The organism is Kitasatospora fiedleri (genome assembly GCF_948472415.1).
Taxonomy (GTDB): Bacteria; Actinomycetota; Actinomycetes; order Streptomycetales; family Streptomycetaceae; genus Kitasatospora; species Kitasatospora fiedleri.
In genome coordinates this window covers 5,876,947-5,902,807 of sequence record NZ_OX419519.1, presented here as the reverse complement: position 1 = coordinate 5,902,807, position 25,861 = coordinate 5,876,947, and the positions used below count along the sequence as shown (strand labels likewise).

Genomic DNA, 25,861 nt, shown 5'->3' with positions numbered 1-25,861 from the left:
CAACAGGATTCAAACCTGCGCCCCCATTGCCCTTAGCACGGACAATCAGTCGGCCGACCGCAGGAGGGCGGCGACGCGGGCAGCTGCGGATGCCACGGGGACCTGCGTGGTCTCTCCGGTCGCCCTGGTGGTGACCTCGACCACGCCCTCCTTCAGGCCGCGCGGGCCGACGGTGATCCGGTAGGGGATGCCGACCAGCTCGATGTCGGCGAACTTGACGCCGGGCCGCTCGTCCCGGTCGTCCAGGACCACGTCGACGCGTTCGGCACGCAGCTGGGCGTACAGGTCGTCTACCACTGCTGCGGTCTGCTCGTCGTTCTTCCCGATGGGAACGACGGCGACCTCGAAGGGGGCGACGGCGGCGGGCCAGACGATGCCCTTCTCGTCGTGGTGGGTCTCGACGATGGCGGCGATGGCGCGTTCGATGCCGATGCCGTAGCTGCCCATGATCGGCTTGACGGCGGTGCCGTCCTGGCCGAGCACGGTGACGCCGAGTGCCTCGGTGTACTTGTAGCCGAGCTTGAAGATGTGGCCGACCTCCACCGTGCGCACCACCTGCAGGGCAGTGCCGCACTCGATGCAGGGCTCGCCGGCCCGGACCTCGCGCAGGTCAGCCCAGTGGGTGACGGTGATGTCCCGGGCGAGGTCGACGCCGCGGAGGTGGACGCCGTCCTGGTTGGCACCGGTGGTCATGGCGGTGCGACCAGCCAGGGCGTGGTCGGCGAGCACGGTCAGCCCGGTGACGCCGACCGCGCCGAGGCTGCCGGGGAGGGCGCCGAGCGCGCTCTTGATCTCGTCGGCGTCGGCGGGGCGGACGGCCCGGGCCCCGGTGGCGTCGAGGAGCTTCTGCTCGACCAGGCTGTGGTCTCCGCGGACCAGCACGAGCAGTGGGCGGCTGTCAGCGATGAACACCAGGGTCTTGATCTGGTGCTCGGCAGGGACGCCGTGCAGCCGGGTCAGTTCCTCGATGGTGCGGGCCTCGGGGTGTCGAAGCGTTCGGGGGTGGCGAGCGCCTCGCCGTCCTGGACGGCGGGCAGGGCGGAGAGGGCCTTCTCGACGTTGGCCGCGTACTGGCAGGAGGGGCAGTGGACGACCAGGTCCTCGCCGGCCGGGGTGGGGGCCATGAACTCCACCGAGGCGGATCCACCCATGCTGCCGCTGGATGCCTGGACCGGGAGGGCGGGGATGCCGAGCCGGGCGAAGACGCGGGTGTACGCCTCGTGGTGCAGGTCGAAGGAGCGGTCCAGTCCGGCCTGGTCGACGTCGAAGCTGTACGAGTCCTTCATGGTGAACTCGCGCACCCGCAGCAGGCCGCTCTTGGGCCGGGGCTCGTCGCGGAACTTGGTCTGGAACTGGTACCACATCTGCGGGAGTTGGCGGTACGAGGAGAGTTCCTGGGCGAGGGTGGTGAAGATCTCCTCATGCGTCATGCCCAGGGCCAGGTCGGTGCCCTTGCGGTCCTTCAGGCGGAACATCTCGTCACCCATCACCTCCCAGCGGCCCGAGCGCTGCCAGATCTCGGCGGGGTGCATGGCGGGCAGGATCCATTCCTGCGAGCCGATGCGCGTCATCTCCTCGCGCACCACCTCGATGATCTTGCCGCGCACCCGCACCGCCAGCGGCAGCAGCGAGTAGTGCCCGGCCATCAGTTGCCGCACGAACCCGGCGCGCACCAGGAGCCGATGGCTCACGGCGTCGGCGTCCGCCGGGTCTTCGCGCAGGGTGGGAACGTACAACTGTGACCAACGCATGTCTTTGTCTTTCTGTCGGGAACTCGGCAGGTGGCGAGTGTCGAATCGTATGCGAGGGAGCGTGAGGCCGCTGTGGCCTTCGGGTGCGGGTCAGGCGCGTGCGACCGCTGCGGTGAGGTGCTCCGCCAGCCGTGCGGCGCCGTGGACGGTGGGGTGGACGCCGTCGAGCAGGCAGGGCTCGGTCTCCTCCGTGAAGACCTCGGACAGGTCGAGGAACGAGGCCGAGGGGAATTCTTCCGCAAGCCTGCGGAGCCCCGAGCGGTAGTCGCGGTAGACGGTGTCGATCGTCGCCGCGTAGTCCTCGTACAGGGCCGCGGTGCCACCCCGGTCGGGAGTGAAGGCGAAGTCATAGTGGGATTCAACCCAGCGGCGGGTGAACCCCTCCCCGAGGGAGGGCTGGAGGAGCGAGTGGGGTTGAAGGGCGCCGACGAACCGGATGCCGTGCCGGGCGCAGGTCTGGGCCATCAGGGCCTGGTTGTCCAGCCATGTCCCGGCTCGCAGCCGTGCCCCGGAGCGGGGGAAGGCCGCCGAGTCGAGCTGGGCGAGTCCGCGTCGGACCGAGGGCAGCTGCGCGAACGGCACGGTGGGGTCACCGACCTCCTCGGGAGCGTGCATTCTCAGGTAGTGGTGGTGGTCGGAGAAGGTCCAGCCCAGCACCTCGGCACCGGGCCCGTGCACCAGCTCCATGGCGAACAGCGTGTTGAAGTCGTTCCACCCCGACAGCGACACCACCACGTCGGGCCGGCTGTGCCTCAGGCGGTACAGCAGCATCGCCGATTCGCCGCGTGACCAGCCGCCTGGAACACCGAAGCTCAGCACCTCCCAGGGCTGTCCGAGGGAGGACAGCCCGCGGTGCAGTCCGGCGGGAATGGTCGAGGCGTTGTCGGGCAGGCCCAACCCGTACAGGGCGCTACCACCGAGCAGGATCACCCGCGGGTGGTCGACGGGTTCCAGGTCGGTGGGATCGGCCATGCCGGGGATTCGCAGGAAGCCGAGCGGCCCGACCTCCAGCGCGCCGCGGGCGTCGACCCCGGAGAAGTCGCCGCCGCGTGGGAGGTGGCGGCCGGACACCGGGTCGAAGAGTTCCTGCGGCCGCCGCGCGGCGGGACCGTCGGGGGTGTGGCGGCGTGGACGGCGGTGGGTCGCCGGTCGGCGCAGTGCCGTCCGCAGGATGCCGAGCCGACCGTGCCGGACGAGCCCTCCGCTGGGGCCGGGCAGGAGAAGTTCGGAGAGGGAGAGCCGCAGGGCAAGCGTCGCCGCGGCGGCCTCGTCGACCGTTCCGCCGTCGTTGCGGTGGGCGAGCAGGCCGGTGACCCCGGTGGCCCGGACGGCGGCTCCGGTTTCCGCGGGCAGTGGCCCGCCCGCCGTGTACCCGTCGGGGAGCTGCAGGACGGGAAGCTGTTCGGTGTCGTCCGGACCCGCCCGCCACCGCCGGGCGATCTCGGCGGGCAGGAGGAGCAGTGCCGGGGTCCGTCCTCGGTCGCGGAGGGTGCGCAGCGCGGTCTTCAGTCCGCGCGGCCATCCCGGGCAGAGGATTGCGGTGAGCATGGTGTCCCTTCGGTCCGGGCCGGTCAGTCGAGCGGCAGGTCTGGATGGATGAGATCGACGGTCTGGTCCTCCAGCCGGAAGACGTGTTCACCGAGGACCAGCCGGTCGATACCCGCCCTCAGGAAGCACCGGTAGGCGTCGTCGGCGGTCGCGACGATCGGCTCGCCGCGGACGTTGAAGCTGGTGTTGACCAAGGCCGGGCAGCCGGTTAGCCGGTGGAACTCGGCGAGCAGGCGGTGGAAGCGGGGGTTGGCGTGCCGATCCACCGTGTGGTGCCGGGCCGTCCCGTCCACGTGGACGGCGGCGGGGAAGGCCGGGGTGCCGTCCGGCCTGGCGTGGACCTTCGTGGTGAGCGTCATGTAGGGGGAGACGACGGGTTCCGCCAAGTGGTCCGCGGCGGTCTCGGCGAGGATCGACGGCGCGAACGGGCGGAAGTCCTCACGGGCTTTGATCCGGGTGTTCAGCCACTCCTTCGCGGCGGGGTTGCGGGGATCGGCGAGGATGCTGCGGTTTCCGAGGGCACGGGGTCCGAACTCCATCCGGCCCTGCACCCAGCCGACTACCCGGCCGGCGGCCAGGTCGGCGGCCACGGCGGCGGCGAGGGCTCGCGGATCGTCGTAGCGGGTGGCCCGGGCCCCGTACCGGGTGATCAACTCTTGGACCGCGTCCGGCGGCACGTCCGGTCCGAGGTAAGCACCGCTCATGCCGTCGGGCACCGGCGGCGCGGGCCGGGCGGCGCGGAGCGAGAGGTGGTGGGCGGCGTAGGCGGCCCCCACGGCACCGCCCGCGTCGCCCGCAGCGGGTTGGACCCAGACCCGGTCGAAACCGGCCTCGCGCGCTATCCGGGTATTGGCCACGCAGTTGAGGGCGACTCCGCCGGCCAGGCACAGATCGGGGGCATCGGTGGCGTGCCGGGCCAGGCGGGCCAGGCGCAGCATCACCTCCTCGGCGACCTGCTGGAAGGCGAGGGCGAGGTCGGTGTGAGCGGTGGGCATACCGCTCTCCGGGGCGCGGCGCACCATCTCGAACAGCCGCTCCCACTGCGGGACGTCGATGATCGAACCGTCCCGGTGGAACGCGAAGTACCGCAGGTCCAGCGCGAAGGAACCGTCGGCGCGCAGATCGATCAGGTGGTCCAGGATCCGTCGGCGCAGCTCCGCGGTGCGCGCTCCGGCGCGGTCGCCGTAGGAGGCCAGGCCCATCAGTTTGTACTCACCGCTGTCGACCTTAAAACCGCAGAAGTAGGTGGCTGCGGAGTACAGCAGTCCGAGCGAATGCGGGAAGCGCTGTTCGAACAGGGCGCGCAGCTTCGGACCGCGGCCGTGGAACAGTCCGGTGGTGGTGTGCTCGCCGACGCCGTCGGCGGTCAGTACCGCGGCGTCGTCGAAGGGGGACGGGTAGTACGCGCTGGCGGCGTGCGAGAGATGGTGGCGGGACCACAGCAGCGGGACGCCGGCGGGGACGCCGGCAGTGCGCAGGCCCGCGCGCAGGGCGGAGGCGGTGGGCTCGCGCCGTAGCAGTCCACCGCGGACGGCGAGGTCGAACGCGCTGCGCCCGTGCGGTGCCGCGCCGAGCAGGGTGGCGCGGACCCGGCGACGCTTGAGCCACGGCGACTCGTAGTAGGCGACGGCGTCGACGCGCCCGGGGGCCTGGTCGAGCACGTAGCGCAGGGCCTGGGCGGGGAACGCCGGATCGTGCTTGCGCCGGGAGAAGCGTTCCTCCTGGGCGGCCGCCACCAGCCGTCCGTCCACGAGGAGAGCGGCCGCGCTGTCGTGGTAGAAGGCGGAGATGCCGAGCACTGTGGTCATCGGTTCAGTCGTTCCTGCGGTGGGTGGGCGTGGGACGGCGGGCACCGCGGGCGGTGAAGTCGCCGGGGCCGTAGTCGTGGTGCACCGGGTGGAGCAGCGACCCGCTGGGGTCGGCGGGTGGGCGCGGGCCGGGGGCACGGACGCTGCGCAGGGCCCGGAGGACGAGTGCGGGCAGCGTGACCAGGAGGTGGTAGCGGGCACCGGAGCAGAGGTTCCGCACGGCCGTCACCACAGCGGGTAGCTGTCGCCGGCACGGTTGCGTTCTTCGCGGAACTCGATGAGTTGCGCTGTGGCGCGTTCGGACGCGGACGGCCTGCGCCGGATCAGGCGGTGCGCCACGGGGGCGAGGAGGCGGGCGCTCAGCCCTCGAGCGGCGGCCTGTGCCAGTGCCAGTGCCACGGGGAGGCGACGTCGCGTCATGTCCGTTCTCCTTGCGGGGCCTTCGTCGGGGGGAGCTCGGCGGTAAGACCGAATTCCCGTACCCGAAGGGCGAGTCGGTGGGCCTCGGCGGCCGTGCGGGCGGGCATCGGCAGGCCCTGTTCGTCGTAGAGGGCGGCCAGGGCCGCGCGGAGCCCGTAGCCGGGGTCGTCGGTGTCGGCGAGGTCGGCCAGGAAGCGGACGATCCGGTCGAACTCGATGACCCAGCGGCGCGGCACGGCGATCCGCAGGACGAAGGCGTGGCCGGAATGGGAGGGTGCCCAGTGGGTGGGTGTGCGGTGGCCGGCATCCCGGGCCTCGGCCCACCAGTGGTCGAGGGCGTCCTCGATGACGGGCAGTGGCCAGCCCTGCCAGTGTCGCCGCACGGGACGGAACGACTGGCCGGTGCGGTCGGCCAGTGCCTCGAACTGGGCGGCGGCCTCATCGGGCGTGTCGGGGCAGTGGACGAGGTTGCCGTAGATGACGTTGCCGTGCTCGGCGCGGAGGGCGGTCTTGACTGCCAGGAGGCGGGAGCAGGCCTGCTCGCCGACGGCCTCCAGCACTTCGACGGGGCGTTTGGTCAGGCAGCGGCGCAGCATGCCTGCGGTGAGCGGCCGGTCGTCCGGGTCGATCTGGGCGTAGAGGCCGGCGAGCTGGTGCTCGGTCAGCTCGGTGCGGTACCGGCGCACCGTGCGCAGGCCGGTTTCCCGCACGGCTCGGGCACCGGACTCGACGAGGTCGCGCTCGACCGCGTCGGGTTTGAAGAGGAGGAAAGAACGCTCCTCAGTGGCAGTCGTCGGCACGGTGTTCCTCCTTCGCGTGCGGGGGCGGTCTGTGGCGGGGCCAGCGGGCGCGGACCGGGCCAGGGCGTGGTCGTGGTACTCGACGCGGGCGGTGACCTCCGTGCCGCACCACGGCGGGAGGTCGACGTGTTCGTCGAGGTCGCGGAGCTCGGTCTCGGCGAGCACCAACCCGGCGTGGGCGTCCTGGTAGGCGTCGACGAACCAGGTGCGACCCCGGTGGTCGATCCGGCGGCGGTACTTGACCGTGTGCCGGGCCGTCGGCGAGGTGAACAGGGCGGCCCCGAGCTCTTCGGGCAGCATGGTGTGGAACTCCCGTCGGGCCGGTCCTGGTCCGGCGTCCTTCACGGTGAGCCGCCAGCCGCCGTGTCGGCGGCCGATCCGCAGTACCGTCCGGGCGTCGGAGAACAGGTACGCCTGGGCGATCCGCAGGGCGGGGCCGCCGTCGGTCGTGGGCGGGGCGGTCACCAGGAACTTGCGTTCGATCTCGTATCCGTCCGCCATCAGGCCACCGCCGTTTCGGGACGCCGCCCGGCGAGGGGGCGGTGGGCCGCGAGGGCCCGGCGGTAGAGGTCGGCGTACCCCGCGGCGGCCTGGCCGCCGTGGACCCTGGCACCGGTGAGGAAGAAGGACAGGCCGAGGAGCAGCCTGATCTCGACCAGGAGGTGCAGCTCCCGCTGGTCGGCCGTGTCGCCCGCCAGCAGGTGGGTGTGCGGGCGGTTGTGTCCGTCGGCGGGGGCAGGGTAGAGGGCGGAGGCACCGACCAGGGCGCAGGCACCGGCCCACTGGCGGGGACCTGTGCACAGTCCGTCGAAGTCGATCTGGGTGAGCCCCGTCGCGGTGCGCAAGGTGTTGTCGCGGTGCAGGTCGAAGTCGGCGACCGTGGACCGGTCGGCGAGCAGCTCCGCGACACCGCGGCCGGCGGCCAGGGTGCGGAGCGCGCCGGAGGCCTCGGTGGCGGGGCCCGCCAGGACGGCGTCGACGCGTTCGCGCAGCGACGGCAGGGAGCTCCGGGCGCCGGTGTCGAACACGGCGGCGACGCGCTCGGAGAACCGCCGGTAGAAGGCGTGCAGCTGCCATTCTGCGGCGGGGCCGATGCGGTGCGGCACGGTGCTGCCCGGCAGGTGCCGCCGGACGGTGACGGCACCGCCACCGGGACGCGGAGCGGTGGCGAGCAGGGCCGGCGCCCCAGTGGCGGCCGCGACGGCGTCGTGCCGCGCCCGGTGGCGGTCGAGGTCCGCCGCACCGTCCGGTGCCACCAGGACTTTGACCAGGTAGGTGCCGTGCGGCCCGGTGTCGACGCGGTGGACGGCGGGGCGCCAGGGCGCGCCGAGTTCCGTCGGGTCCAGCCGGGCCCACGGGTCGGTGAGGCGGTGCAGGTCGATGTGCCGGATCGGGACCGGCCAGGTCCGTTCGCGGCGTTCCGCCGTGTTGACCAGGGAACGCAGGAACGCGGCGTGGGTGACGGCGAGTTGGCGGGTGCCGTGGACGGCCGCGCCCGAAGGGCTGGCGGCGATGGCGAGGAAGGCGAGGGCACGTGCCTGGAGGGCGTCGCCCGTTTCGGCCCCGGGGATCGCGTCGAGGTCGCCGCGGGCGGTCCAGACGCGGTGGCAGTCGGGATGGCTGCGGGCGGCCTCGTCGTGGGTGAGTCCTTCGAGGCGGCCGGCGCCGACCTCGTCCAGGACGGGGTTGCTGCGCAGCCGAGCCCCGAGCCGGTGGGCTGCGGGCGTCGCGGTCTCGATCGACCGGGCCGCGCTGCTGCTCCACACCGTCCGGATCCCGTCGGCCGGGGAGAGGGTGCGGGCCCAGGCCCGGGACTCGGCGGTGCCGTCGGTGGTGAGACCGGGTGCGGCGGCCTGGCCCTGGATGCGGCGCTCGGCGTTCCACCGCGAGCGGGCGTGTCGGCGGACCAGCAATTCGACCGGCACGTTCATGCCCGGCCTGCCAGTGCAGCGGAGGGAGCGGCCGGGGTGTGGTGGCGCCAGATCTCCCGGCCCAAGTCCTGGCTCATGCGGATGAACGCCGCCGCCGCCCGCGGACGCTCGGCCGGGTCGGCGAGGATGCGGCCGACCTCGCGGTCGAGCAGGTCGTAGTCGGGCTGGACGACGCCGCTGTCGCGCAGGTGGGCGTGGAGCGAGGTGACGGCACCGGCGTACACCAGCATGTCGCGCAGTTCGCGTTCGTCGTAGCTGCTGGCGGAAACCACCCGCAGGCGCTCGTCGGCCTTGATCCAGACCTCTTCGTCGGTGCGGTCGAGGAGTTCGAACAGCTTGGTCTCGGGGATGGCGGTGAGGTGGTAGGCGTGCACGGACCAGGGGCGGAGTTCCTCGACGGTGAAGCGGAGGGACTCGCGCAGCCCGGCCATGTCGTCACCGGGCAGGCCGACGATCAGTTCGGCGCGCCAGGGGATGCCGCGGGCGGCGAGGTGCGGCACGAACTTCATGATCTTCTCGAAGTGGTTGCCGCGGACGTGCTTGGGGACGTTCGGGTTCGTGGTCTGGAGCCCCATCAGCAGTTCGTGGATGTTGGACTCGACCAGCACCTCGACGAACTCGTCGTCGAGGAACTCCGGCCGCATGTAGGCGCTGATGGCGATCTCGGGGGCGAGGTCGCGGAACATCCGCATGATCTCCTTGCCCCGGGCCGGCTTCCCCCCGAGGATCGGGTCGATCAGGAAGATCCGGCGGATGCCGCGGTCGCGCATGTTGACGATCTCGGTCCGCACGAAGTCGAGGTCGAAGGTCGCGAAGAACGGCAGCGTGTTGTGGCCGCAGAAGCTGCAGTCGTAGATGCAACCGCGCGCGGTCTCGTACCAGGCGAAGTCGGTCTCCACCGGGTCTCCCTGCGCCATCCGGTCGAAGTCGCTGCCGAACAGCGGGAGTCCGTGCGGCAGTCGGCGGTCACCGCGGTCGGGGACGGCGTAGCGGAACGCGCCCTTGCGGGGGCGGGCCGCCGAGTAGATCGGTTGCGGCAGGTCGGGGTCGAGCGCGAGGCCGGCGAAAGCGGGGTCCGCGGCGCGCTGTTCGCACAGCCAGGTCAGTGGTTCCTCGCCCTGTCCCATCACGAAGACCGCCTGCTCCGGCCAGTCACTGTGGTCCATGGCCCGGGTCTCCGGGCCGCCGCAGACCACCAGCGGGGCGGTGTCGGCCGCGGCAAGGGCGGCGGCGAGTTCGCGGGAGCGCTGCAGCGTCCAGATGTACGCGGGGAGGCCGACGGTGTCGAAGTCCTCCGCGGACAGGGCCGCGCCGGCCTGCTCGGCAGACCAGGTGCGCTCGTCGAAAGCGCGCAGTCGCACTTGCCACTCGGGGTGACGCTGCTGCAGGTACGCGCCGAGCCGCATCGCGCCGAGCGAGTGGGTGATGGGGTATTCGTCGAACCGCAGCGAGTCGAAGAAGCTGATGATCGCGATCTTCACGGGTGTCCTCCAGTCATGTCCGTCGCTCAGGCGGCTAGAGCGAGTGGCGGACGGCGATCTCGCGGAAGTGGCGCAGCGCGGCGGGGTCCTGCACCGGCTCGGGGAGCGCCTTCTCGGGGTGCCTGGCCAGGTAGTCGCGGGTGCACAACGGGTCCTTGGCGGCGCTGAACTCACCGGAGGTGCGGTCCGGGTTGAAGCGGCCGATCTGGACGATGCGCCGGGTGGTGCTGCCGGAGCGGCAGGAGCTGTAGATGTCACATCCCGAGCACCCGGCCGGCTTCTCCAGGGCTTTCCAGAAGTCGGTCAGCTTCCCGGACCCGTTCCAGAAGTCACGCAGACTGGCGTACTCCCCGTCGATGCTGCCGAGCTTGTGCGGGTGCATCAGGCAGGGGGTGACGCTGCCGTCCGGATTGAGGGCGATCAGCTCCTGGCCACCGATGCAGCCGGTGAGGCCAGGGATGCCGATGTCCCCGCAGCCGGCCATCGGGTTGCTGACGTTGGTGATGGCGATCTGCGATCCGTAGGTGCGCTGGAGTTCGCCGATGTACTCGATGGTCGCGTAGTACTCGTCGACTTGGTGGGAGTAGAAGCCTTCCTCGTGGTGCAGGCAGCGCTCGGGGTTGGCGAACTTGACGACGTCGGCGCCGGCTTCGATGCCGAGCAGGACGAGTGCCTCCAGCTCGGAGTACGGGGTCGAGGGCTCGTAAGTGGGCTTGACGCAGACGCGCATCGACGAACCGAGTTCGCGCTTGCGGCGGACGGTGTGCTTCAGCGCGGCAACCGTCTTGTCGAACAGGCCGGCGCCCCGGATCGCGCCGTGGGTCTCCTCGGAGGCTCCGTCGATGCTGAAGCTGATCGACTTGAGGTTGTTGCGGAAGACGATGTCCAGCACCTCGTCGTTGATCAGCAGGCCGTTGGTGGCCATCGAGGTGTAGAGGCCGTGCTCAGCTGCGGAGTCGAGGTAGTTGGCGAGTGCCCGCTTGTTGATGGTCGGCTCGCCGCCTGCCAAGTGCACCCTCATGACCCCCCACTGGGCGAGTTCGGCCATAAGCTCGCGAACCCGCTGCTCGCGCATGGTGGTCGGGCCGAGGAATTCGGCGGCGTAGCAGAAGGAGTCCTGCCCGCACTTGTGCCGGGCCAGGTTGCACAGCCAGGTGTAGTCGAAGTAAATCTCCAGCGGTCCGCTCAGCCGGTTGGGGTGCGCGGAGTGGATCTCACGGATCCGCCCGTCCAGGCCGAGGAGGCGAAGCTCCGCGGCCACGTCGGCGGGGAGGCCGTCCTCCCACGGCAGGCCCTCGCGGCGGCGTTCGACGGCGCGGGTGACCTGGGCGGCGGTGGCCGTGTCCGGGGGCAGGAAGAAGGCGTGGCGCCGGTTGCTCCAGATCAGCGGGCCGCAGAACTCGTGCCGGACCACCACGTCGACGGCTTCGAGGGGTTCGGTGGGGACGCTGCGGAGGGACGGGGTGGGAAGGGGGACTGCAGTGGGCATGGGTGGTTCCTAGGGAGTGGTTCTCGGATTGCCGGTGGGGCGCCGCGGCGTCAGTACACCCGGGTGTCCAGCAGGAGGTCCTTGGCCAGGCGGGTGGTTTTTAGGACCCATGCGGCCGGGTCGGCGGAGTCGTAACCGCGCATGGTCTCGACGCTCCAGTAGGCGTCGAAGGACAGCGCTGCGGGTCGGACCGCCCGGAAGCGGCGGGCCCGCCACTTGGGCGATTCGCCGTAGTGGCCGTGTGAGGCGAGCAGGGCGTCCACGGCGAAGTCGAAGGCGCGGCGGGCGGACAGCACCGCGCTGTGGACGTCGCCGATCTCCAGTTGGCCCACGGCGTCGTCCACCGAGCCGTCGGCGTAGTCCAGGGCCCTGACGATGAACATGGCGCGGGCGGCCGACTGTTCGGCGCGGCGGGCCCGTTCGGCGACCCAGTCGGCACCGTGCACGGCGAGGGCATGCGGGAGACGCTGCAGGAGTACCGACTCGTCGACGCCGAGCCGCGAGGCCGGAGGCAGCGTTTCCAGGGTCCCCTCCCAGGCGGTCTTGGCGAGGATCTGGTCGATCTGGTCGGCCTGCCAGTACCGGACCTCCCAGGACCGCCCCTGCTCGTGCAGGACGTCGGTGTGGAAGGTGGCGGGGGTGAGTGGTACGGGGTGGGCCACCGTCCGGTCGGTCTGCCAGGGAGCCCGGGTGATCACGTAGATGTCGTAGTCGCTGCGCGGGTTGCCCCAGCCCTGGATGAGCGAGCCGGCCACGAACAGGGCGACAGGATCGGCCGGCAGCATGCTGCGGGCCGCGAGCACAGCGGCGAAATCGGGGTGGTCCGCGGGGGTGGTCACGTGTCTCTCTCCATGTTCAGCGGGATACCGGCCCGGAAGAAGCGCTCCTGGACCTCGCTGGTCCGGAAGGCGTCCAGAGCGGCCAGGTGGCGGAGCGTGAGCCTCGCGGTGGCGGCGGTGTGGCTGTTCACCACCTCGTCGGTCAGGGTCTCCGCGACCACTTGGCGCGCCTGGTCGCCGGTCAGACCGTGCCGCCCGAGCTCGGCGTGCATCGCGGCACGGTCCGGCTGCAGGAAGGCGTGGACGAGGTCGGGTACCAGCAGGGCGGCACGGTGCCGCTCGGCCGGGTCGAGCTCCGCCCACAGATGGCGCAGGAAGGCCGCGAAGTAGGCGTGGTGGCGGCCCTCGTCCAAGGCGTGGTCGCGGATACTCTCGCGGACCGCCGGCACGACCTTCGGATCGTCGGGTACCTCGGACAGGCTGGCCGAGATCAGGGTCTCCGACACGATGACGAACAGGAGTTCCACGAGCGGGGCGATGTCCTGGTTGCCGTCCTCGATCAGCGCCCGCAGCCGCCTCAAGAAGTAGGGTTCGGCAGGCAGCACGGGTGCCACCCCGCTCACGCGATGCGCCTGCCGGGCGAGGTCCGCGGAGAAGAGCGCGTGGTACGCCTCGTCGCAGTAGATCTTGTACGCGTCGAAGCGCATCGCCTCGGGCACTGTCACGCCCACCGAGCCCTGGGCGATCCCCACCGCGGTCCGGTTGACCACCAAGGTCTCCAGCTTCTCGGTGAAGTCCAGGTAACGGTAGAGGTGGTGGAGCAGCAGTCGGTCGAAGCGCTCCGGCGGGAGCGCGGCCACGAGCGGGTGTCCGGCGACCGGCACCAGCTCGGGCGAGAAGAACCGGTCGGCACCGGGCCGGACCTCCACCTCGCGACGCGGCGCGGCGCGCACGCTCGACCGTTCGTACCAGCTGCCGAAGGGACTCCGGTAGTCACCGGTCCCGCTGGAGTCGGCCGGTGGCGAACCGGCTGGCGCCGGATCGACCGACGCCTCCGCAGACAGCTGGCGCGGACAGTACGCCAGCGCGGCGCAACCGACGAACAATCCGACTATGCCGCACATGAGACCTCCCCTCGGTCCGCCGCCGCGGACCGCACCCGGCGGACCAGCACGGGCACGGCCAGCCCGGGAAGGCCGAAGAGCAGGCCCAGCGCCACCCAGCCGTTCTCGTGGAACCGGGTGATCAGCCAGGTGCCGAGCGCCGGGGTCACCACCCCGGCCAACTGCGACGCGGCCTGGAACAGCCCCTGGTACTCGCCGTGCCGCCCGGCCGGTGCGAGTTCGTAGGACAGGAGCCACATGCCTGCCTGGTGCTGGAGTTCGCCGGTGACGTGAACCAGCGCGGCGATCAGCAAAACGGCGACCACCAGCCAGGTCGGACCGTGGCCCGCGGCAAGGAAGAGCAGGCAGCACAGGGCAAGACAACAGCCCGCGACGCGCATCGCCCGGCCGGCCTCGACCGGTCCGGTGACTCGTCGCCCCACCCGGACTTGGAAGGCGATCACCGCCGCAGAGTTGAGCAGCAGCACCACCGAGTACAGCGAGCCGGGCGCGTCCGTCCCCGTGGTGATCCAGAGCGGGACCACCACCGCGAGTAGGCTCTGGTTGGCCGCCAACGCGGCACCCGCGCCCACCAGGGCCAGCAGTCGGCCATCGCGCAGGGCGGACCGCTGCCTACGGGGTCGCCCGTTGCGGCCACGCGGAGGTTCGGGCAGTCGCCGGTAGCCGAGGGCGGAGGCGAGGTGCAGGCAGCCCGCCACCACGAACAGCAGTCGGGCACCGTCGGCCCCGCCCACCTGTAGTGCCGCGCCGCCACCGAGCGCACCGAGCGCGAGCCCGGTGTTGCCGAGCGAACGCATCAGTGCCCGGAACGAGGTTCGCTCGGCCGCCGGCAGCACGTCGGCCACCAACGCGCCCGCGGCCGCGCCGGAGGCGGCACCGAAGGCGGCGGCCGAACACGCCACCAGCAGGAACGCGGCGAACCCACCGACCAGTGCGTACCCGATCACGGCGAGGCCTTGGAGGCGCAGCCCGAGCACCGCGACGGTACGGGCGCCCCAGCGATCGGCGAGTGTGCCCGCGGGCACACTCGCCAGCATGCCGACCACGGCGGCGGCGCTGAGACCGAGACCGATGCGCTCGGTATCGAGGTGGAGCGTGCCGGACAGGTAGATCAGCGTGGTGGACAGCAGCATGCCGGAGCCGACGGTGCGGCAGAGGTTGGCCGTGCCCAGGGTCCGGGTCAGCCCCGGCCCGGTCAGGGCGCGGATCCAGGCGGGAACCGCGGATCGCCCGAGTCTCATGTCTGTTCCGTATCAGCGGTGTGGTGGCCCCTGGCGGCTGCTCCCAGTCCGGCGTCGACGACGAAGCCCGCTTCGACGAAGGAGGACAGGACCTCCAGGACGTCCTCCCGTACTTCCTGCGCGGTGAGGCCGTACTCGGCGCCGAAGTCCCGGCAGAGTGCGTGGACGCTGTGGCGGCCGTCCAGCATCCGCCACAGGAGCGCGGCGGGCTCGGACAGTTCGAAGCTCTGCTGGCTCGCCGAACCGAGCAGCACGACGTCGCCGAAGACACGGACCCGGACGTGCAGGGAGCGGATGGGACGGGCGGAGTCGTCGGTCAGCACCGGGTCAGCACTCCCTCTTCCAGTGCTTCACGCAGGATCGGTTCCAGCTCGGGCCATACGGCGTCCGTCCGGTTGACCAGCTCGGCCAGTGGCCGGGCGTCGTCCAGGTCGAGGAGCAGTGCAAGCCAGGCCCGTCCGACCGGGTCGGACTCGTCGACGGTGTAGGCAATCTCACCGCCCACCATCAGGAACCAGGTGTCCGGAGTGGTGCGGGACTGCAGGAGGTCCACGTGCTCCGCCATCCGGAGGACGACTTCTTCGGGCAGGGCGGAGTGGGGCAGCATGCGTTCGGCGAGCTGCCGCTGTCCCTCCGCGCCGAAGTCGCCGTCGGCGGCGAGGGGCGCGAGGTCGCGGGCCGGCCGCTCGGACGGCGCGGACGGCGCGGACGGAAGCGTGTCGAGCATCCCCTCCAACAGCCCGAGGTTGACCAGCCTCAGCAGGATCTCGACCGGCATACCGCCCGGGTCGCGGGCCAGGTCGGCGACAGTGGCGCGAATGCCCTCGGGGTTCAGGAACTCCCGGGCCCCCGGGCCGGCGAACGCCTGGTCCAGCAGGATTCCGCCGTCCTGCGCGAGCATCTCGATGAAGGTGCGGCGGACCTGGCGCTCCCCGTTTCCGTAGAAGAACGGCACCTTGGGCATGGTCCTGACCCGCTCGGGCAAGACGCCCCGCATCGCTTCGCGCAGCACGGACTTGTCCCATAGCAGGCGCTCGCGCAGGGCGGGCGGGATCCGCAGCACGTGCTCGACCAGACGGTGGTCCAGGAACGGAACCCGGGCCTCGATCCCGCTGCCGGCCGCGTTGCGGTCCTCGTGCCAGCAGTTGTACTGCTGGACGTCGCGGTACTTCCACCGGACGTACTGGTGGTAGGCGTCGGGAAAATGCTCGTCGGCGGGACCGAACGCAGCAGCGCCCAGCAGCGGCGCCGTACCGTGGTCGAGCCAGGGCTGCACCTCGGGATGACGGTGGACGGCCGTACGACCCGCCATCTCCTCGAACGCGGCCAATGCCTGCGGCCAGCTCGTGCCGAACTGTCCGGCGTAGCCCCCGTTGAACTCGTCGGAGGCCTGGCCGAGCAGCATGCCGCGCAGTTCCGGACGGAGGTCCTTGGCAGCCCGGTAGAGCTCGCGCTTGTAGAACTGCTCGGGGCCACAGCGCGGGCTCTCTTGCAGCCAGAGCAGTTCCCGCCACTCGTCGGGGTCGGGCACCCTGGCGGCGTCCAGCAGGATCTGGTGGTTGGGGATACCGAGTTCGTCGGCGGTGCGCCTGGCGTTGGCCGCGTCGCCGTTGGCGAACGTGCCAGAGTTGACAGCAGTGAACGTGGTCAGGGGGGTGGTGCGCGAGGCCAGGGCGGCCACTGCGGCGGAGTCGACGCCGCCGCTGAGGAACAGGCCGAGCTCGGCATCCGCGGTGGCGCACATCTCGACGGAGGAGGCGAGCAGTTCACCGTAGCCACCGATGAACTCGGCCGGTGTGAGGCTGTGGTCGACCTCGTCCGGGAACTCCCAGTAGCGGTGGCGGGTGACCGTGCCGTCTTCGAGGTCGAACTCCATCACGGTGCCAGCGGGCACCGCTTCGACGCCCTTGAACCAGGTGTTCACCGGGCCGTGGGCGAAGAGCGCGGAGCTCTGCAAGCTCTGGTCCGCAAGGGCGCGCGTCCAGTCGAGCCGACGCGGACAGTCGGGGTCCTGGAAGAGCGCCTTGATCTCCGAGGCGACCACGATCCGCTTCCGGCCACGGTGGAAGTAGAGCGGCTTGATGCCGAACCGGTCGCGGGCCAGCACCAGCTTGCCGCGGCGGCGGTCCCACACGATCACCGCGAACATGCCCTGGACCGCATCCAGGAACCGGCGGTTGTCGTGCCGGTAGAGGTGCAGCAACACCTCGCAGTCGGAGTCGGTACGCATCCGGGTGCCACCAGGCAGCCCGGCCTCCAGCGCGCGGTGGTTGTAGACCTCGCCGTTGGCGATCAGCGCCAGTGCGCCATCCTCGCTCACGAAGGGCTGTCCACCGCGCTCGGGGTCGACGAGCGAGAGCCGCCGGAAGGCCAACCCCACCGGACCGTCCACCAGGAGGTCCTCGTCATCGGGCCCCCGGTGCGCGATACAGCGCGACATGGCCCTCAGTTGCTCCACCTGATGGGGTTCCAACGGACCGCCACCAAGACGCGCCATACCGGCAAGTCCACACATCGTCAGATCCCCTCTGCCTCTTTCCGCGGAGCCCGTACCGCGCTCCGCCGCGCTCCTCGTGAATCCGGGAACGGCACGTCACTTCACCGGCCGGGTGGGCCGTGTGATGGCACGGCCCACCCGGTCGATCACACCTCGGCGGCCAGGACGGCCCCGGCTCCGACCTTCTTCACGGTCGGCTTGATGTAGCGCTTCATTCCTCCTCCTTTCGGAAATCGCCTTCCTCGACATTTATGCGGCTATCCGCGGCCTGAACCATGACACCTTCATGCCAGAAGTGTCAAATACGGTGCCAACTTAGGAAACATCCACTTTGCCCGATTTGCCCCAATAGCTCCCGAGCTACCTTCACCATCAACCGTGGTCGGCGCACTACAGAGTCGCCCCCTCGCCGCACGGAGCGGGTTTTGAGGCCCATCGCCGACCGAAGCCCCCCTCCGAAAAGAATCACTTAGGGCGACATGTTTCCCAAAATGGCAACTCTGTGCCGTCAAGTTGCCAAGAGGCCATCTGTCCACTAACTTCTCAGCCGTCGGGAAGCAGTGGCAGGACGCCACACCCGACTCCAGGCACAAGGGGCCGGATCTGTTCCGCAGCCCGTCCACAAGAAAGAGATCCACGTCCGTGAAAAGCATCTTCCGCGCCCTTGCCAGCGCCGGCCTTCTGGTCGCCGCCCTGTTCGCCGCCCAGGCGGGCACCGCTCAGGCCGCACCCCAGGACACGCTGGCCGTCCAGGCCCCGGGCGGAGCCACGACGGACGCGGAGATTGGTTGGCCGTAGCCGCCCGTGCATGGGCCGGGGCCGCCTCACGGTCGCCCCGGCCCGTGGACGTCGAGCGATGCCCTGAACTTGCCAGCAGTTGCCAAATTTGGAAGCATTTGACATGCGGCCACGGGAATCAGTACCGGCCGATGCACTTGTCTACCCAGCACGGCGACGGATTGGATGCCGCATGTCACTGCAGCAGCCCGAGTTCGGTGAGCGCCTCAAGGCGCTGCGGGCTGAACGCGGCCTTTCGCAGCAGCAGTTGGCAGGCGGTGGCATGTCCCCCGGGTACTTGTCCCGGCTGGAATCCGGGGCCCGTCCGCCAACAGCCAAGGCGGTGGAGTACCTAGCCACCCAACTCGGTGTCTCCACGGCCGAGTTTCGCGGCCTCCGCAGCGACTCCCTCGCCCAGGCGCTGGCCATCGCCTCCTCGACCGAGGACGCGGACCGGGCCCTGCGCATCCTGGAGGAGGCCCTGGCAACGGGAGCCCCCTCCGAGGATTACGCACTGCAGTGGCAGGCGATGCGCGTGATGTCCGGGTTCCAGCAGGACATCGGCGACCGCGAGGCCCAACTGCGCACCCTGGGCCAGCTGGTCGACCTTGCCGACAGCATCGGCAGGCCGGAGCTCCAGGTGTACTCGCACGTATCGAGGGCGCGTTGCCAACGGGCACTGGGCCAGATGGAACACGCGCACGAAAGCGCCGTCCAAGCCGTTGCCACCGCCAACGCGCACAGCCTTCCTCCGCGCGACACCGCAGGAGCACTAATGGTCCTGATCTCTACCGAGACAGCCGTGGGAAACCTGATCGAAGCGCGCGAACACGCGGCCGAGCTTGACGAACTCGCCCAGGGACTGGGCCAGGTCCAGCAGACCGAGGCGCTCTGGACCGCAGCCCACGTCCACCTGCGTCTGGGCGACCAGGCAGGCGCCGCACAACGCCTCGGCACAGCGCTCGGTCTACTCGACAGCCGCGTCAGCCCCCTACTCTGGCTGCGACTGCGCCTCGCCGCGGCCTCGCTCCACCTGCAAATGTCCCCGCGGAACCTCGACGTTGCCGAGAAGTGCCTCGTGGAAGCGCACCCTGCGGTGGAACTGGTCGGCTCAGCCGTGCACCAGCAAGAGTTCACCCTGCTCAGCGCCCAGATGGCCTTCTACCGGGGACGCTTGGACGAAGCCGGCCGCCGCTGCGCGGAACTCGCCGAGACCACACCACTGCTCGCCTACCAGGACGAGCTCGCCCTCAAGATGCTCCGCAGCCAACTGCGCGTACTCGGCGGCGAACGGAAGGAAGGGACCAGGGAACTCCAGACACTGGCGGAGGAAGCCCAGGCCCGCGGAAGCATCGACCTGTCGAAGGAAATCTGGCGGGCCCTCGCGGAGACCCTCGCCCAACTTTGACTGAGCTTTGCCCGGTGACGTGGACACCATGGCACTTGGATCTTGTCGATCCAGGAAGGGAGGTCCAGGTGGGACGTCCGTCGAAGTACTGAGCTTGATTTCTAACCTCGTGCGGCGAGGTGGGCCTGGAGCGTGAGTTCGCGTTTGACGGTCTTTCCGACGTCGTGGCGAGGTGTTGGCTGGCGGTTCTTCGAACCTGGTGGCCGTCCGGGGCCGGGTCGAGAGGGTTTCGGCACATGGGCCGGAGTGAGGGCCTTCGCGCGGATGTTGCGGAACCCGCGGCGGACCCGGGCCGGGGTCAACTTCGCTGCGGGCATTGGTCGTTCCCAGGGGCGGCGGAGGTCGGCTGCGAGCGGGCGGGCCAGGCGGAGCTGGGTGTGGGCGACGATGACCAGCCAGGTCCACAGGTCGGCGGTGTCCGGCACGCGGAAGTGCGGCGCGGTCCAGCCGAGGGTGTCCTTGAGCAGGCGGAAGGTGTGTTCAAGGTCGAATCTGCGCAGGAATGTGCGCCAGATCCGGTCCAGGTGGGCGGTGTCGATTCCGGTAGCGGAGGACCACAGCCACAGCGGCTTCGCTTCGCGTTCCCCGGGGAGGTGGTCGGCCTTGAGGCGGACCAACATGCCTTGGGTGATGGGGATTTCACCTTCATGGTCGAGCCAGGGCCCGCGGTTCTGCAGGCGCTGGTGCATCCGGTCCCAGGCCCCCGCTTCGGCGTTGCCGTAGCGGGTGGTGTCGGTGCGGGTGGTGGTGTCGGGTTCGTGCCAGGTCTCAGGCTTGGCGAAGGTGAACGCGGTGCCGTGCTTGCGTGGGCGCCCGCCCTTGGGCGTGGGGCGGGGCTCGCCAGCGTCGCGGAGCATGACGCGGTCCGAACGCAGTCGGCCGATGAGCTCGAGAAGGAGGTCGGACAGGAGGTGGGCCAGGCGGGTGACGTCGTAGCCGGCGTCCATGACGAGCAGGATCTCCGGGTCACCGGTGGTCCAGTGCCCGGCCTCGATCAGGCGCCCGGTGACCTCGCGCAGTTGGGCGGCGGTCACCGCGATGGCGTCGTCGGCCGGCTCCAGCCGGATCGCGTCCAGCAGTCCGGTCCAGGAAGTGCGGCCGGATTCCAGGGCGGCGACGAGGGAGTATGGCCAGCCGGGGATCAGCTGGTCGGCGCTGCGGCCGCGCCCGTAGACATGGCAGAACAGGCGGTCGCCGCTGGTGGGAGCGTCGGGGCGGAGCCAGTTGGAGACGTCGACGGCCAGGGCGATGCGCCCGTCGGCGAGGCGTGGGATCGGCAGGGCGGCCAGCGCGCGTCGCAGCCTGGTCGGCTCCAGCCAGCCCCGGTCCAGCGCGGGCGTACATCGCCCCGTGTCCGCGCTGGTGCTCTGCTGCCAGCGACAGGTCCACCAGCGTCTTGACCGGGCCGTCCGTGCACAGCAGGGCGTCGGTGAGCTCGAAGAGCACATCCGCCCGCTTGTACAGGCTCTCGTAGAACTCGACCCGAAAGCGGGACAAGATGCCCAACGCGTCACCTGTGGGCGCGTCGACGGGAAGAGGGTCTGTAAAAAAGAACGGTGTAACTCCCGATCAAGGAATTAACACCTGATGGCAGACGTGACCGTCTCGGCCGAGGCCGTGGAGGCCGTTCGGCCGGTGGAGTTGCAGCCGGACGCCTTGGACGACCAGTTGATCGGGCAGTTGGTCGACCGGGCCCGCGCGAGCTGGCTGCAGCTCACCGGTGCCGGAGGCCTGCTCCAGCAGCTCACGAAGAAACTCCTGGAGTCCGCGTTCGAAGGCGAGATGACGGACCACCTCGGCTACGAGAAGCACGACCCGGCCGGGGTCGGCAGCGGGAACTCGCGCAACGGCGTCCGGTCGAAGACAGTGCTGACCGAGGTCGGCCCGGTCGAGATCGATGTCCCCCGGGACAGGGAGGGCTCGTTCGAGCCGCAGCTGGTCCGCAAGCGGCAACGGCGCCTGTCCGGCGTCGACGAGATGGTGCTGTCGCTGTCCGCCCGCGGCCTGGCACACGGCGAGATCGCCGCTCACCTGGCCGATGTCTACGGCGCGGACGTGTCAAAGCAGACCGTCTCCACCATCACCGACCAGGTGATCGAGGGCATGGCCGGATGGCAGAACCGGCCGCTCGACCCGGTCTATCCGGTGGTGTTCATCGACTGCGTGCAGGTGAAGCTCCGCGACGGCCAGGTCGCCAACCGGCCGATCTACGTCGCCCTCGCGGTCACGGTCGAGGGCACCCGGGAGATCCTCGGGCTCTGGGCCGGTGACGGCGGCGAAGGCGCCAAGTACTGGCTGCACGTCCTGACCGAGATCAAGAACCGCGGCGTCGCGGACGTCTGCATGGTCGTCTGCGACGGCCTCAAGGGTCTCCCGGACGCCATCGCCGCGGTCTGGCCGCAGGCCGTCACCCAGACCTGCATCGTCCACCTGATCCGGGCCTCGTTCCGTTACGCGGCCCGGCAGGACTGGGACAAGATCTCCAAGGCGCTCAAGCCCGTCTGCACCGCTCCGGCCGAGGAGGCCGCACTCGAGCGGTTCGTCGAGTTCACCGAGACCTGGAGCCGCAGGTATCCGGCGATCGTGCGGCTCTGGGAGAACGCCTGGGCAGAGTTCGTGCCGTTCCTGAGCTTCGACGTCGAGGTCCGGCGGGTCATCTGCACCACGAATGCGATCGAGTCGGTGAACGCCCTGATCCGCAAGGCCGTCCGCTCGCGCGGGCACTTCCCGAACGGGCAGGCGGCCCTGAAGTGCGTCTACACGGCGATCATGTCGCTCGACCCGACCGGAGCCGGCCGCAGACGCTGGATGACCCGCTGGAAGGCCGCCCTGAACGCCTTCGAGATCGCCTTCGACGGCCGACTCTCCGCCGGCCGCCGTTACTGACTTCGGCGCGTCAGGGTGAATTTATGTGGAGTGCCTGATGGGCCTGAAGCGGTGGCTGTACCTCCTGGTGTGTGAGATATGCGGATGGGGGCGGGCTGATCGCCGCAGGACGGCTGCGTCGGGAGTCGGTGCGCATGCAGGCAGCCGAGTTGTTCGAGCAGGAGGTCAAGTCGGCGGAGGTGGCCCGGCGCCTGCGGGTGAGTGGGAAGTCGGCCTACCAGTGGCACCAGTTGTGGCGTGACGGTGGGGTCGAGGCGCTGGCATCGCGCGGCCCGGGCGGGTCGCGGTGCCGCCTGTCGCGGCGCTGCCTCGCCAAGCTCGCCGCGTATCTGGACGAGGGTCCGGCCGCGCACGGCTGGGTGGAGGACCAGGTATGGACGGCGGCGCGGGTGGTCACGCTGATCGGGCGGAAGTTCCACGTCACCTACAGCGTGTCCGGGGCGACGCGGCTGATGCACCGGCTCGGTTTCAGCCCGCAGGTCCCCGCGCGTCGGGTGGCCGGGCGCGACGAGCGGGCCGTCACCGGGTGGAAGGAGGTGACCTGGGCGGAGGTAGAAGAGTCCGGGCGGCCTGCGGGGGATACATCTGCTTCGAGGACGAGGCAGGCTTCACCCGCCGACCGCCCCGCGGACGCACTTGGGGCAGACGGGGCCGCACGCCGGTCGTGACCGTCAGCGGGCGCCGCGCGGGACGCCTGTCGGTGGCGGGGCTGATCGCGGTGCGGCCGGGCTCGCGCACCCGGCTGTGCCACCGCCTGGTCACCCACCCCGCGGGCAAGGGCCGGCGCCGCAGCATGGGCGAGCGCGACTTCATCGCCCTGGTCGACGGCGTCCACCAACTCGTCAAGGCGCCGATCGTGCTGGTCTGGGACCGTCTGAACACCCATGTCTCCCGCGCCGTGCGCGAGTTGGTCGACCAGCGCGCCCGGCTGACGGTGTTCCTGCTGCCCGCCTACTCACCCGACCTCAACCCCGTCGAATGGGTCTGGGCACACGTCAAGCACAGCCTCGCCAACCTGGCCGTCATGGCCCTCGACCGACTCGAAGCCCTCGTCCGCAACCGGCTCAAACGCCTGCAGTACCCACCCGACACCCCCGACGGCTTCATAGCCGGCACCGGCCTGACCCTCGACACCCCAACCCCACCCTGACAAGCCGAAGTCAATAACCATTGGCCCGGACCTCGTCCAGCGGACAGACCGGTGGGTGATCGACCGTCCCCGGATCCTGGGCAAAGCTCCTCTCCCTGCCCCTCAGCGCCAGCTTGCCCAGGCGGTATGATCGTCGCGCTGCGCACCTTCCCGGAGGGTACGAGGCTCAGGTCCTGCGCGTCCTCAACGGGCTGCGATTGACGAATGGTTGTGCCCGTCAGGTGATCACCATCTGACGTGGACGTGGCTGCCCGGTAGGGTGCCCCCTGCCATTCCGATCTCACACCCAGGGATGGCCGTATGACCTCGGTCGAGTGCAAGCCCGCGCATCGTGGAAGGATCCGCGAGATCCTGACCGACATCGCTGTCGGAGTCGTCTCCAACGTTCTGGTGACGGTGCTGACCTCGGTGGCGCACCTGCTCTTCTGACGCAGGTGGGTGGCGGGCCCGGCGAGCCCGCCACCTCCACCTCACCACGCCGTCAGTCAGAACAGTCGGAGATCGTCCTTGCGCTTCTTCCGCCCCTTCTTCGGAGGGGCGAGGTGCTTCGACAGACTCTCCCGGGTCGGTCGCAACCCGTGGATCTGGGTCTCCCCGACGAGGGCCTTGAGGTACTCCCGGGTCTCCTCGTCGGTGGAGTAGAGCACCGCCGCCCGGCTCGCCCGCGTCATCAGCACGTGGTAGGCGTGCCGAATCAGCCGGGCGAACTCCTCGTCGCCGACGCTCGCCGCCTTGACCTTCGGGTCCAAGGACCCGGGCACGCGCACCCGCTTCACACCCTCCGCCGACTTCCCCGTCTCCTTGCCCCGGCGGAACACCCACCGGCCGTCTCGGCGCACCATGTCATCGCCCATGATCACTCCGCACCAGTCCCATTCGAGGCCCTGCGCGGTGTACACGCACCCGATCTGGCCGATGCCCTCCTTGTGCACCGACCACCTGCTGCTGGGCGGGGCCCCGTTCGCACAGAAGGTGTCGCTCTTCGCGTTCCACGGCCGGTGCCAGTCGCCGATCCTGACGTCGGGCTCCAGCCGCTTCTCCTTGCCCAAAGGCTCGGTCCAGGGCCAGCAGTAGCCGGCCACCATCCGCGCGGATGCCCCGGCGCCCGCCTCGCCGAGGATGATCTCCTCGAGCGCTTCCGGCGTGTCCACCACCTCGACGTGCATCAACCCGTCCGGCGTCCACTGCTCGGGCAGGTCGCCCGACAAGCCGAGCAGAGCGTGCACCCAGCGGACGTAGGCGTCACTGCCACCGCACCGGAACTGTTCGCGGAGCCCGCACTGCACAACTCGGGCTCCGCGCCGCTCGGCCGCCTCCCGGATCAGATCGACCGTACCGACCTCGTTGGGACGGACGACCTGGCCTTCGTCGAGGAAGAAGACCGTCAGACGGGACGCGTCGAGGAGTTCGTCCACCTGCGGCCGGGTCCCCTGCTTCTCCGGCGGCCAGTACTGGTTCGTGGAGCGGTCACGGAGTCGGTGCGCTTCGTCGCAGATCAGCACGTCTATCAGCGGTTCGGGAGTCGTGACGTAACTGGAGAAGTAGGTGAAGGTCTCCTTGAACTCCTTGTCCCCGACGCCGACGTGCTCCTGCATCGCCGCGTTGAAGGCCCTGCTCCCACTGGCGTAGTTGACGGTCCGGCCCGCGGCCTCCAGCTCCGCCTTGATCTGCAGGCCGATGGCGCTCTTGCCGGTTCCTGCGCCGCCGGTCACCAGAAAGACCAGTCGCCGCTCGTCCGGAACCAGCGCGGGCTGCTGCGGGGACGGCAGTACCTTGGCCGCGGTTTCCAGGATCTGGTCGGCCGCCTTCTTCTGCCGCCCGCGCAGGGTGAAGACCGTGTCCGTCCCCCGGGACCACACCATCGCGTCGAGCAGGGGCGTGTTGCGTACGCCGATGCCCTGCAGCAGTTGCTCGGCCTGGAAGGCGCCGCCGTCGGCGGCGAAGTGGTTCTGCAGGTCGGTCAGCAACTGTTGGCGCCGGTCCCCGGTGTACACCTGGGCGCAGACACCCATCGGCGCATCCACGTCGATCAGCGGACGTACCGATTCCTCAGTGGCGTTGTGCAGGTAGGTGAAACCGCTGCACTCGATTTTGAGCGAACCGTAGGGGCCCTTCTCGCTGATGAAGGCCTCGTAGTACTCGCCCAGTTGCAGCGCAGGGTGCCTTTTGGGCTTCGCCAGGCCCTCCACGTAGATCAGGTCCGCGATGGCCTTCTCGACCCTGGTCACCGTCGACCAGCGCTTCAGCTCCACCAACTGGACGGACGGCCGGTCCTTGAGCGGGTGGCGGCCCACCAGAACGACGTCCACGAGCCTGGGGCTGCCACCCTTGAGGTCCTCGTCAGCGGTCACGGCACATTCGACGACCATCTGCACGTTGCCCCGGCCAGCGGCGACCAGATCCTTCGCCAGGCAGATCAGGCTCTCCGCCCATGCGGACCGCTCCGTCTCCGAAGCCTCGAACTCTCGGAACTTCCGCCACCGTTCGGCGAGGTGCGGCACCATCCGGCGACGCGAGTCGAGAGTGAGCAGATCCTGCGCCGACAGGTTCAGCAAGAGCATAGGCACGAGGGACCCCCTGGACCGGACCACGAATGATTCGCGCGGGTGGGGGCATGTCCTCAGCAGGAAGCCTGTCGGGCCGCAAACAGTACCGCAGATCCTAAATGCAGAAGTGGCCGTCCGTACACAATGCTCATCGACGTACACCTCGGCAGACCATCCTCACGCGACGCCGGAAGCCCGAGCATTCGGGTACCGGCCCAGGCACTC

Annotated in this window: 21 protein-coding genes and 1 pseudogene; 5 read left to right on the top strand and 17 right to left on the bottom strand. The window is 70.2% G+C overall.

What is annotated here, in order from left to right; genetic code table 11:
• Positions 1–45: 45 nt before the first annotated feature.
• The 15 genes from QMQ26_RS26810 to asnB all read right to left on the bottom strand — a co-directional run bounded on the left by QMQ26_RS26810 (position 46) and on the right by asnB (position 16,845).
• Positions 46–951: a proline--tRNA ligase gene (locus QMQ26_RS26810; RefSeq protein ID WP_282206623.1), complete on the bottom strand. Its 906-nt coding sequence runs from the start codon at positions 949–951 to the stop codon at positions 46–48.
• Positions 952–956: 5 nt separating this feature from the next.
• A complete protein-coding gene (locus tag QMQ26_RS26805) occupies positions 957–1,691 on the bottom strand; it encodes an aminoacyl--tRNA ligase-related protein (protein WP_282202959.1) in 735 nt (244 codons plus the stop codon).
• Positions 1,692–1,841: 150 nt separating this feature from the next.
• Positions 1,842–3,299: an SGNH/GDSL hydrolase family protein gene (locus QMQ26_RS26800; RefSeq protein ID WP_282202958.1), complete on the bottom strand. Its 1,458-nt coding sequence runs from the start codon at positions 3,297–3,299 to the stop codon at positions 1,842–1,844.
• A 23-nt stretch (positions 3,300–3,322) separates the two neighbouring features.
• Entirely contained in the window at positions 3,323–5,107 is a 1,785-nt protein-coding gene (locus QMQ26_RS26795) for a carbamoyltransferase family protein (RefSeq protein ID WP_282202957.1), read from the bottom strand.
• A gap of 4 nt (positions 5,108–5,111) precedes the next feature.
• On the bottom strand, positions 5,112–5,327 hold the full coding sequence (locus QMQ26_RS26790; RefSeq protein WP_282202956.1) for a hypothetical protein: 216 nt from the start codon (positions 5,325–5,327) through the stop codon (positions 5,112–5,114).
• 5 nt (positions 5,328–5,332) lie between these two features.
• Complete coding sequence (locus QMQ26_RS26785) at positions 5,333–5,527, bottom strand: hypothetical protein (protein WP_282202955.1); 195 nt, start codon at positions 5,525–5,527, stop codon at positions 5,333–5,335.
• Entirely contained in the window at positions 5,524–6,828 is a 1,305-nt protein-coding gene (locus QMQ26_RS26780) for a nucleoside-diphosphate kinase (RefSeq protein WP_282202954.1), read from the bottom strand. Before QMQ26_RS26780 ends, QMQ26_RS26785 begins: the two co-directional genes overlap by 4 nt.
• Positions 6,828–8,258: a histidine phosphatase family protein gene (locus tag QMQ26_RS26775; RefSeq protein ID WP_282202953.1), complete on the bottom strand. Its 1,431-nt coding sequence runs from the start codon at positions 8,256–8,258 to the stop codon at positions 6,828–6,830. Before QMQ26_RS26775 ends, QMQ26_RS26780 begins: the two co-directional genes overlap by 1 nt.
• On the bottom strand, positions 8,255–9,739 hold the full coding sequence (locus tag QMQ26_RS26770) for a B12-binding domain-containing radical SAM protein (RefSeq protein ID WP_282202952.1): 1,485 nt from the start codon (positions 9,737–9,739) through the stop codon (positions 8,255–8,257). Before QMQ26_RS26770 ends, QMQ26_RS26775 begins: the two co-directional genes overlap by 4 nt.
• A gap of 34 nt (positions 9,740–9,773) precedes the next feature.
• Complete coding sequence (locus QMQ26_RS26765; protein WP_282202951.1) at positions 9,774–11,228, bottom strand: radical SAM protein; 1,455 nt, start codon at positions 11,226–11,228, stop codon at positions 9,774–9,776.
• A 50-nt stretch (positions 11,229–11,278) separates the two neighbouring features.
• Complete coding sequence (locus tag QMQ26_RS26760; RefSeq protein ID WP_282202950.1) at positions 11,279–12,067, bottom strand: hypothetical protein; 789 nt, start codon at positions 12,065–12,067, stop codon at positions 11,279–11,281.
• Positions 12,064–13,131, bottom strand: coding sequence for a diiron oxygenase (locus QMQ26_RS26755; RefSeq protein ID WP_282202949.1), 1,068 nt, complete (start codon positions 13,129–13,131; stop codon positions 12,064–12,066). Before QMQ26_RS26755 ends, QMQ26_RS26760 begins: the two co-directional genes overlap by 4 nt.
• On the bottom strand, positions 13,119–14,372 hold the full coding sequence (locus QMQ26_RS26750) for an MFS transporter (protein WP_282202948.1): 1,254 nt from the start codon (positions 14,370–14,372) through the stop codon (positions 13,119–13,121). Before QMQ26_RS26750 ends, QMQ26_RS26755 begins: the two co-directional genes overlap by 13 nt.
• Positions 14,369–14,695: a PqqD family protein gene (locus QMQ26_RS26745; protein WP_282202947.1), complete on the bottom strand. Its 327-nt coding sequence runs from the start codon at positions 14,693–14,695 to the stop codon at positions 14,369–14,371. The genes QMQ26_RS26750 and QMQ26_RS26745 overlap by 4 nt, the downstream gene beginning before the upstream one ends.
• Entirely contained in the window at positions 14,689–16,845 is a 2,157-nt protein-coding gene (asnB, locus tag QMQ26_RS26740; RefSeq protein ID WP_404813963.1) for an asparagine synthase (glutamine-hydrolyzing), read from the bottom strand. The genes QMQ26_RS26745 and asnB overlap by 7 nt, the downstream gene beginning before the upstream one ends.
• Positions 16,846–17,511: 666 nt before the next feature.
• Between asnB and QMQ26_RS26735 the strand changes: the two genes are divergently transcribed.
• Together QMQ26_RS26735 and QMQ26_RS26730 are read left to right on the top strand one after the other, a co-directional pair.
• Positions 17,512–17,667: a hypothetical protein gene (locus QMQ26_RS26735; RefSeq protein WP_282202945.1), complete on the top strand. Its 156-nt coding sequence runs from the start codon at positions 17,512–17,514 to the stop codon at positions 17,665–17,667.
• A gap of 172 nt (positions 17,668–17,839) precedes the next feature.
• Positions 17,840–19,054 (top strand): helix-turn-helix domain-containing protein, encoded by a 1,215-nt coding sequence (locus tag QMQ26_RS26730; protein ID WP_282202944.1) that lies wholly within the window; start codon positions 17,840–17,842, stop codon positions 19,052–19,054.
• 101 nt (positions 19,055–19,155) lie between these two features.
• On the opposite strand, the pseudogene QMQ26_RS26725 reads toward QMQ26_RS26730, so the two are convergent.
• Positions 19,156–20,560: pseudogene (locus QMQ26_RS26725) on the bottom strand (NF041680 family putative transposase).
• A gap of 81 nt (positions 20,561–20,641) precedes the next feature.
• Here QMQ26_RS26725 and QMQ26_RS26720 point away from each other — a divergent pair.
• The 3 genes from QMQ26_RS26720 (at position 20,642) to QMQ26_RS26705 (ending at position 23,519) form a co-directional block, all read left to right on the top strand.
• The gene (locus tag QMQ26_RS26720; RefSeq protein ID WP_282202943.1) at positions 20,642–21,940 is read left to right on the top strand and encodes an IS256 family transposase; all 1,299 of its coding nucleotides are present in this window, start codon (positions 20,642–20,644) and stop codon (positions 21,938–21,940) included.
• 71 nt (positions 21,941–22,011) lie between these two features.
• Positions 22,012–23,090, top strand: a protein-coding gene (locus QMQ26_RS38745; protein ID WP_449768962.1) for an IS630 family transposase whose coding sequence is annotated in 2 segments (ribosomal slippage) — positions 22,012–22,513 and positions 22,513–23,090 — 1,080 coding nt in all. Because the reading frame shifts where the segments join, the coding sequence is not laid out codon by codon here.
• A 300-nt stretch (positions 23,091–23,390) separates the two neighbouring features.
• Positions 23,391–23,519: a DUF6408 family protein gene (locus QMQ26_RS26705; protein WP_282202941.1), complete on the top strand. Its 129-nt coding sequence runs from the start codon at positions 23,391–23,393 to the stop codon at positions 23,517–23,519.
• Between the two features lie 56 nt (positions 23,520–23,575).
• Here QMQ26_RS26705 and QMQ26_RS26700 read toward each other — a convergent pair whose 3' ends face one another.
• Positions 23,576–25,651: a DUF2075 domain-containing protein gene (locus QMQ26_RS26700; protein ID WP_282202940.1), complete on the bottom strand. Its 2,076-nt coding sequence runs from the start codon at positions 25,649–25,651 to the stop codon at positions 23,576–23,578.
• Between the last annotated feature and the right edge of the window lie 210 nt (positions 25,652–25,861).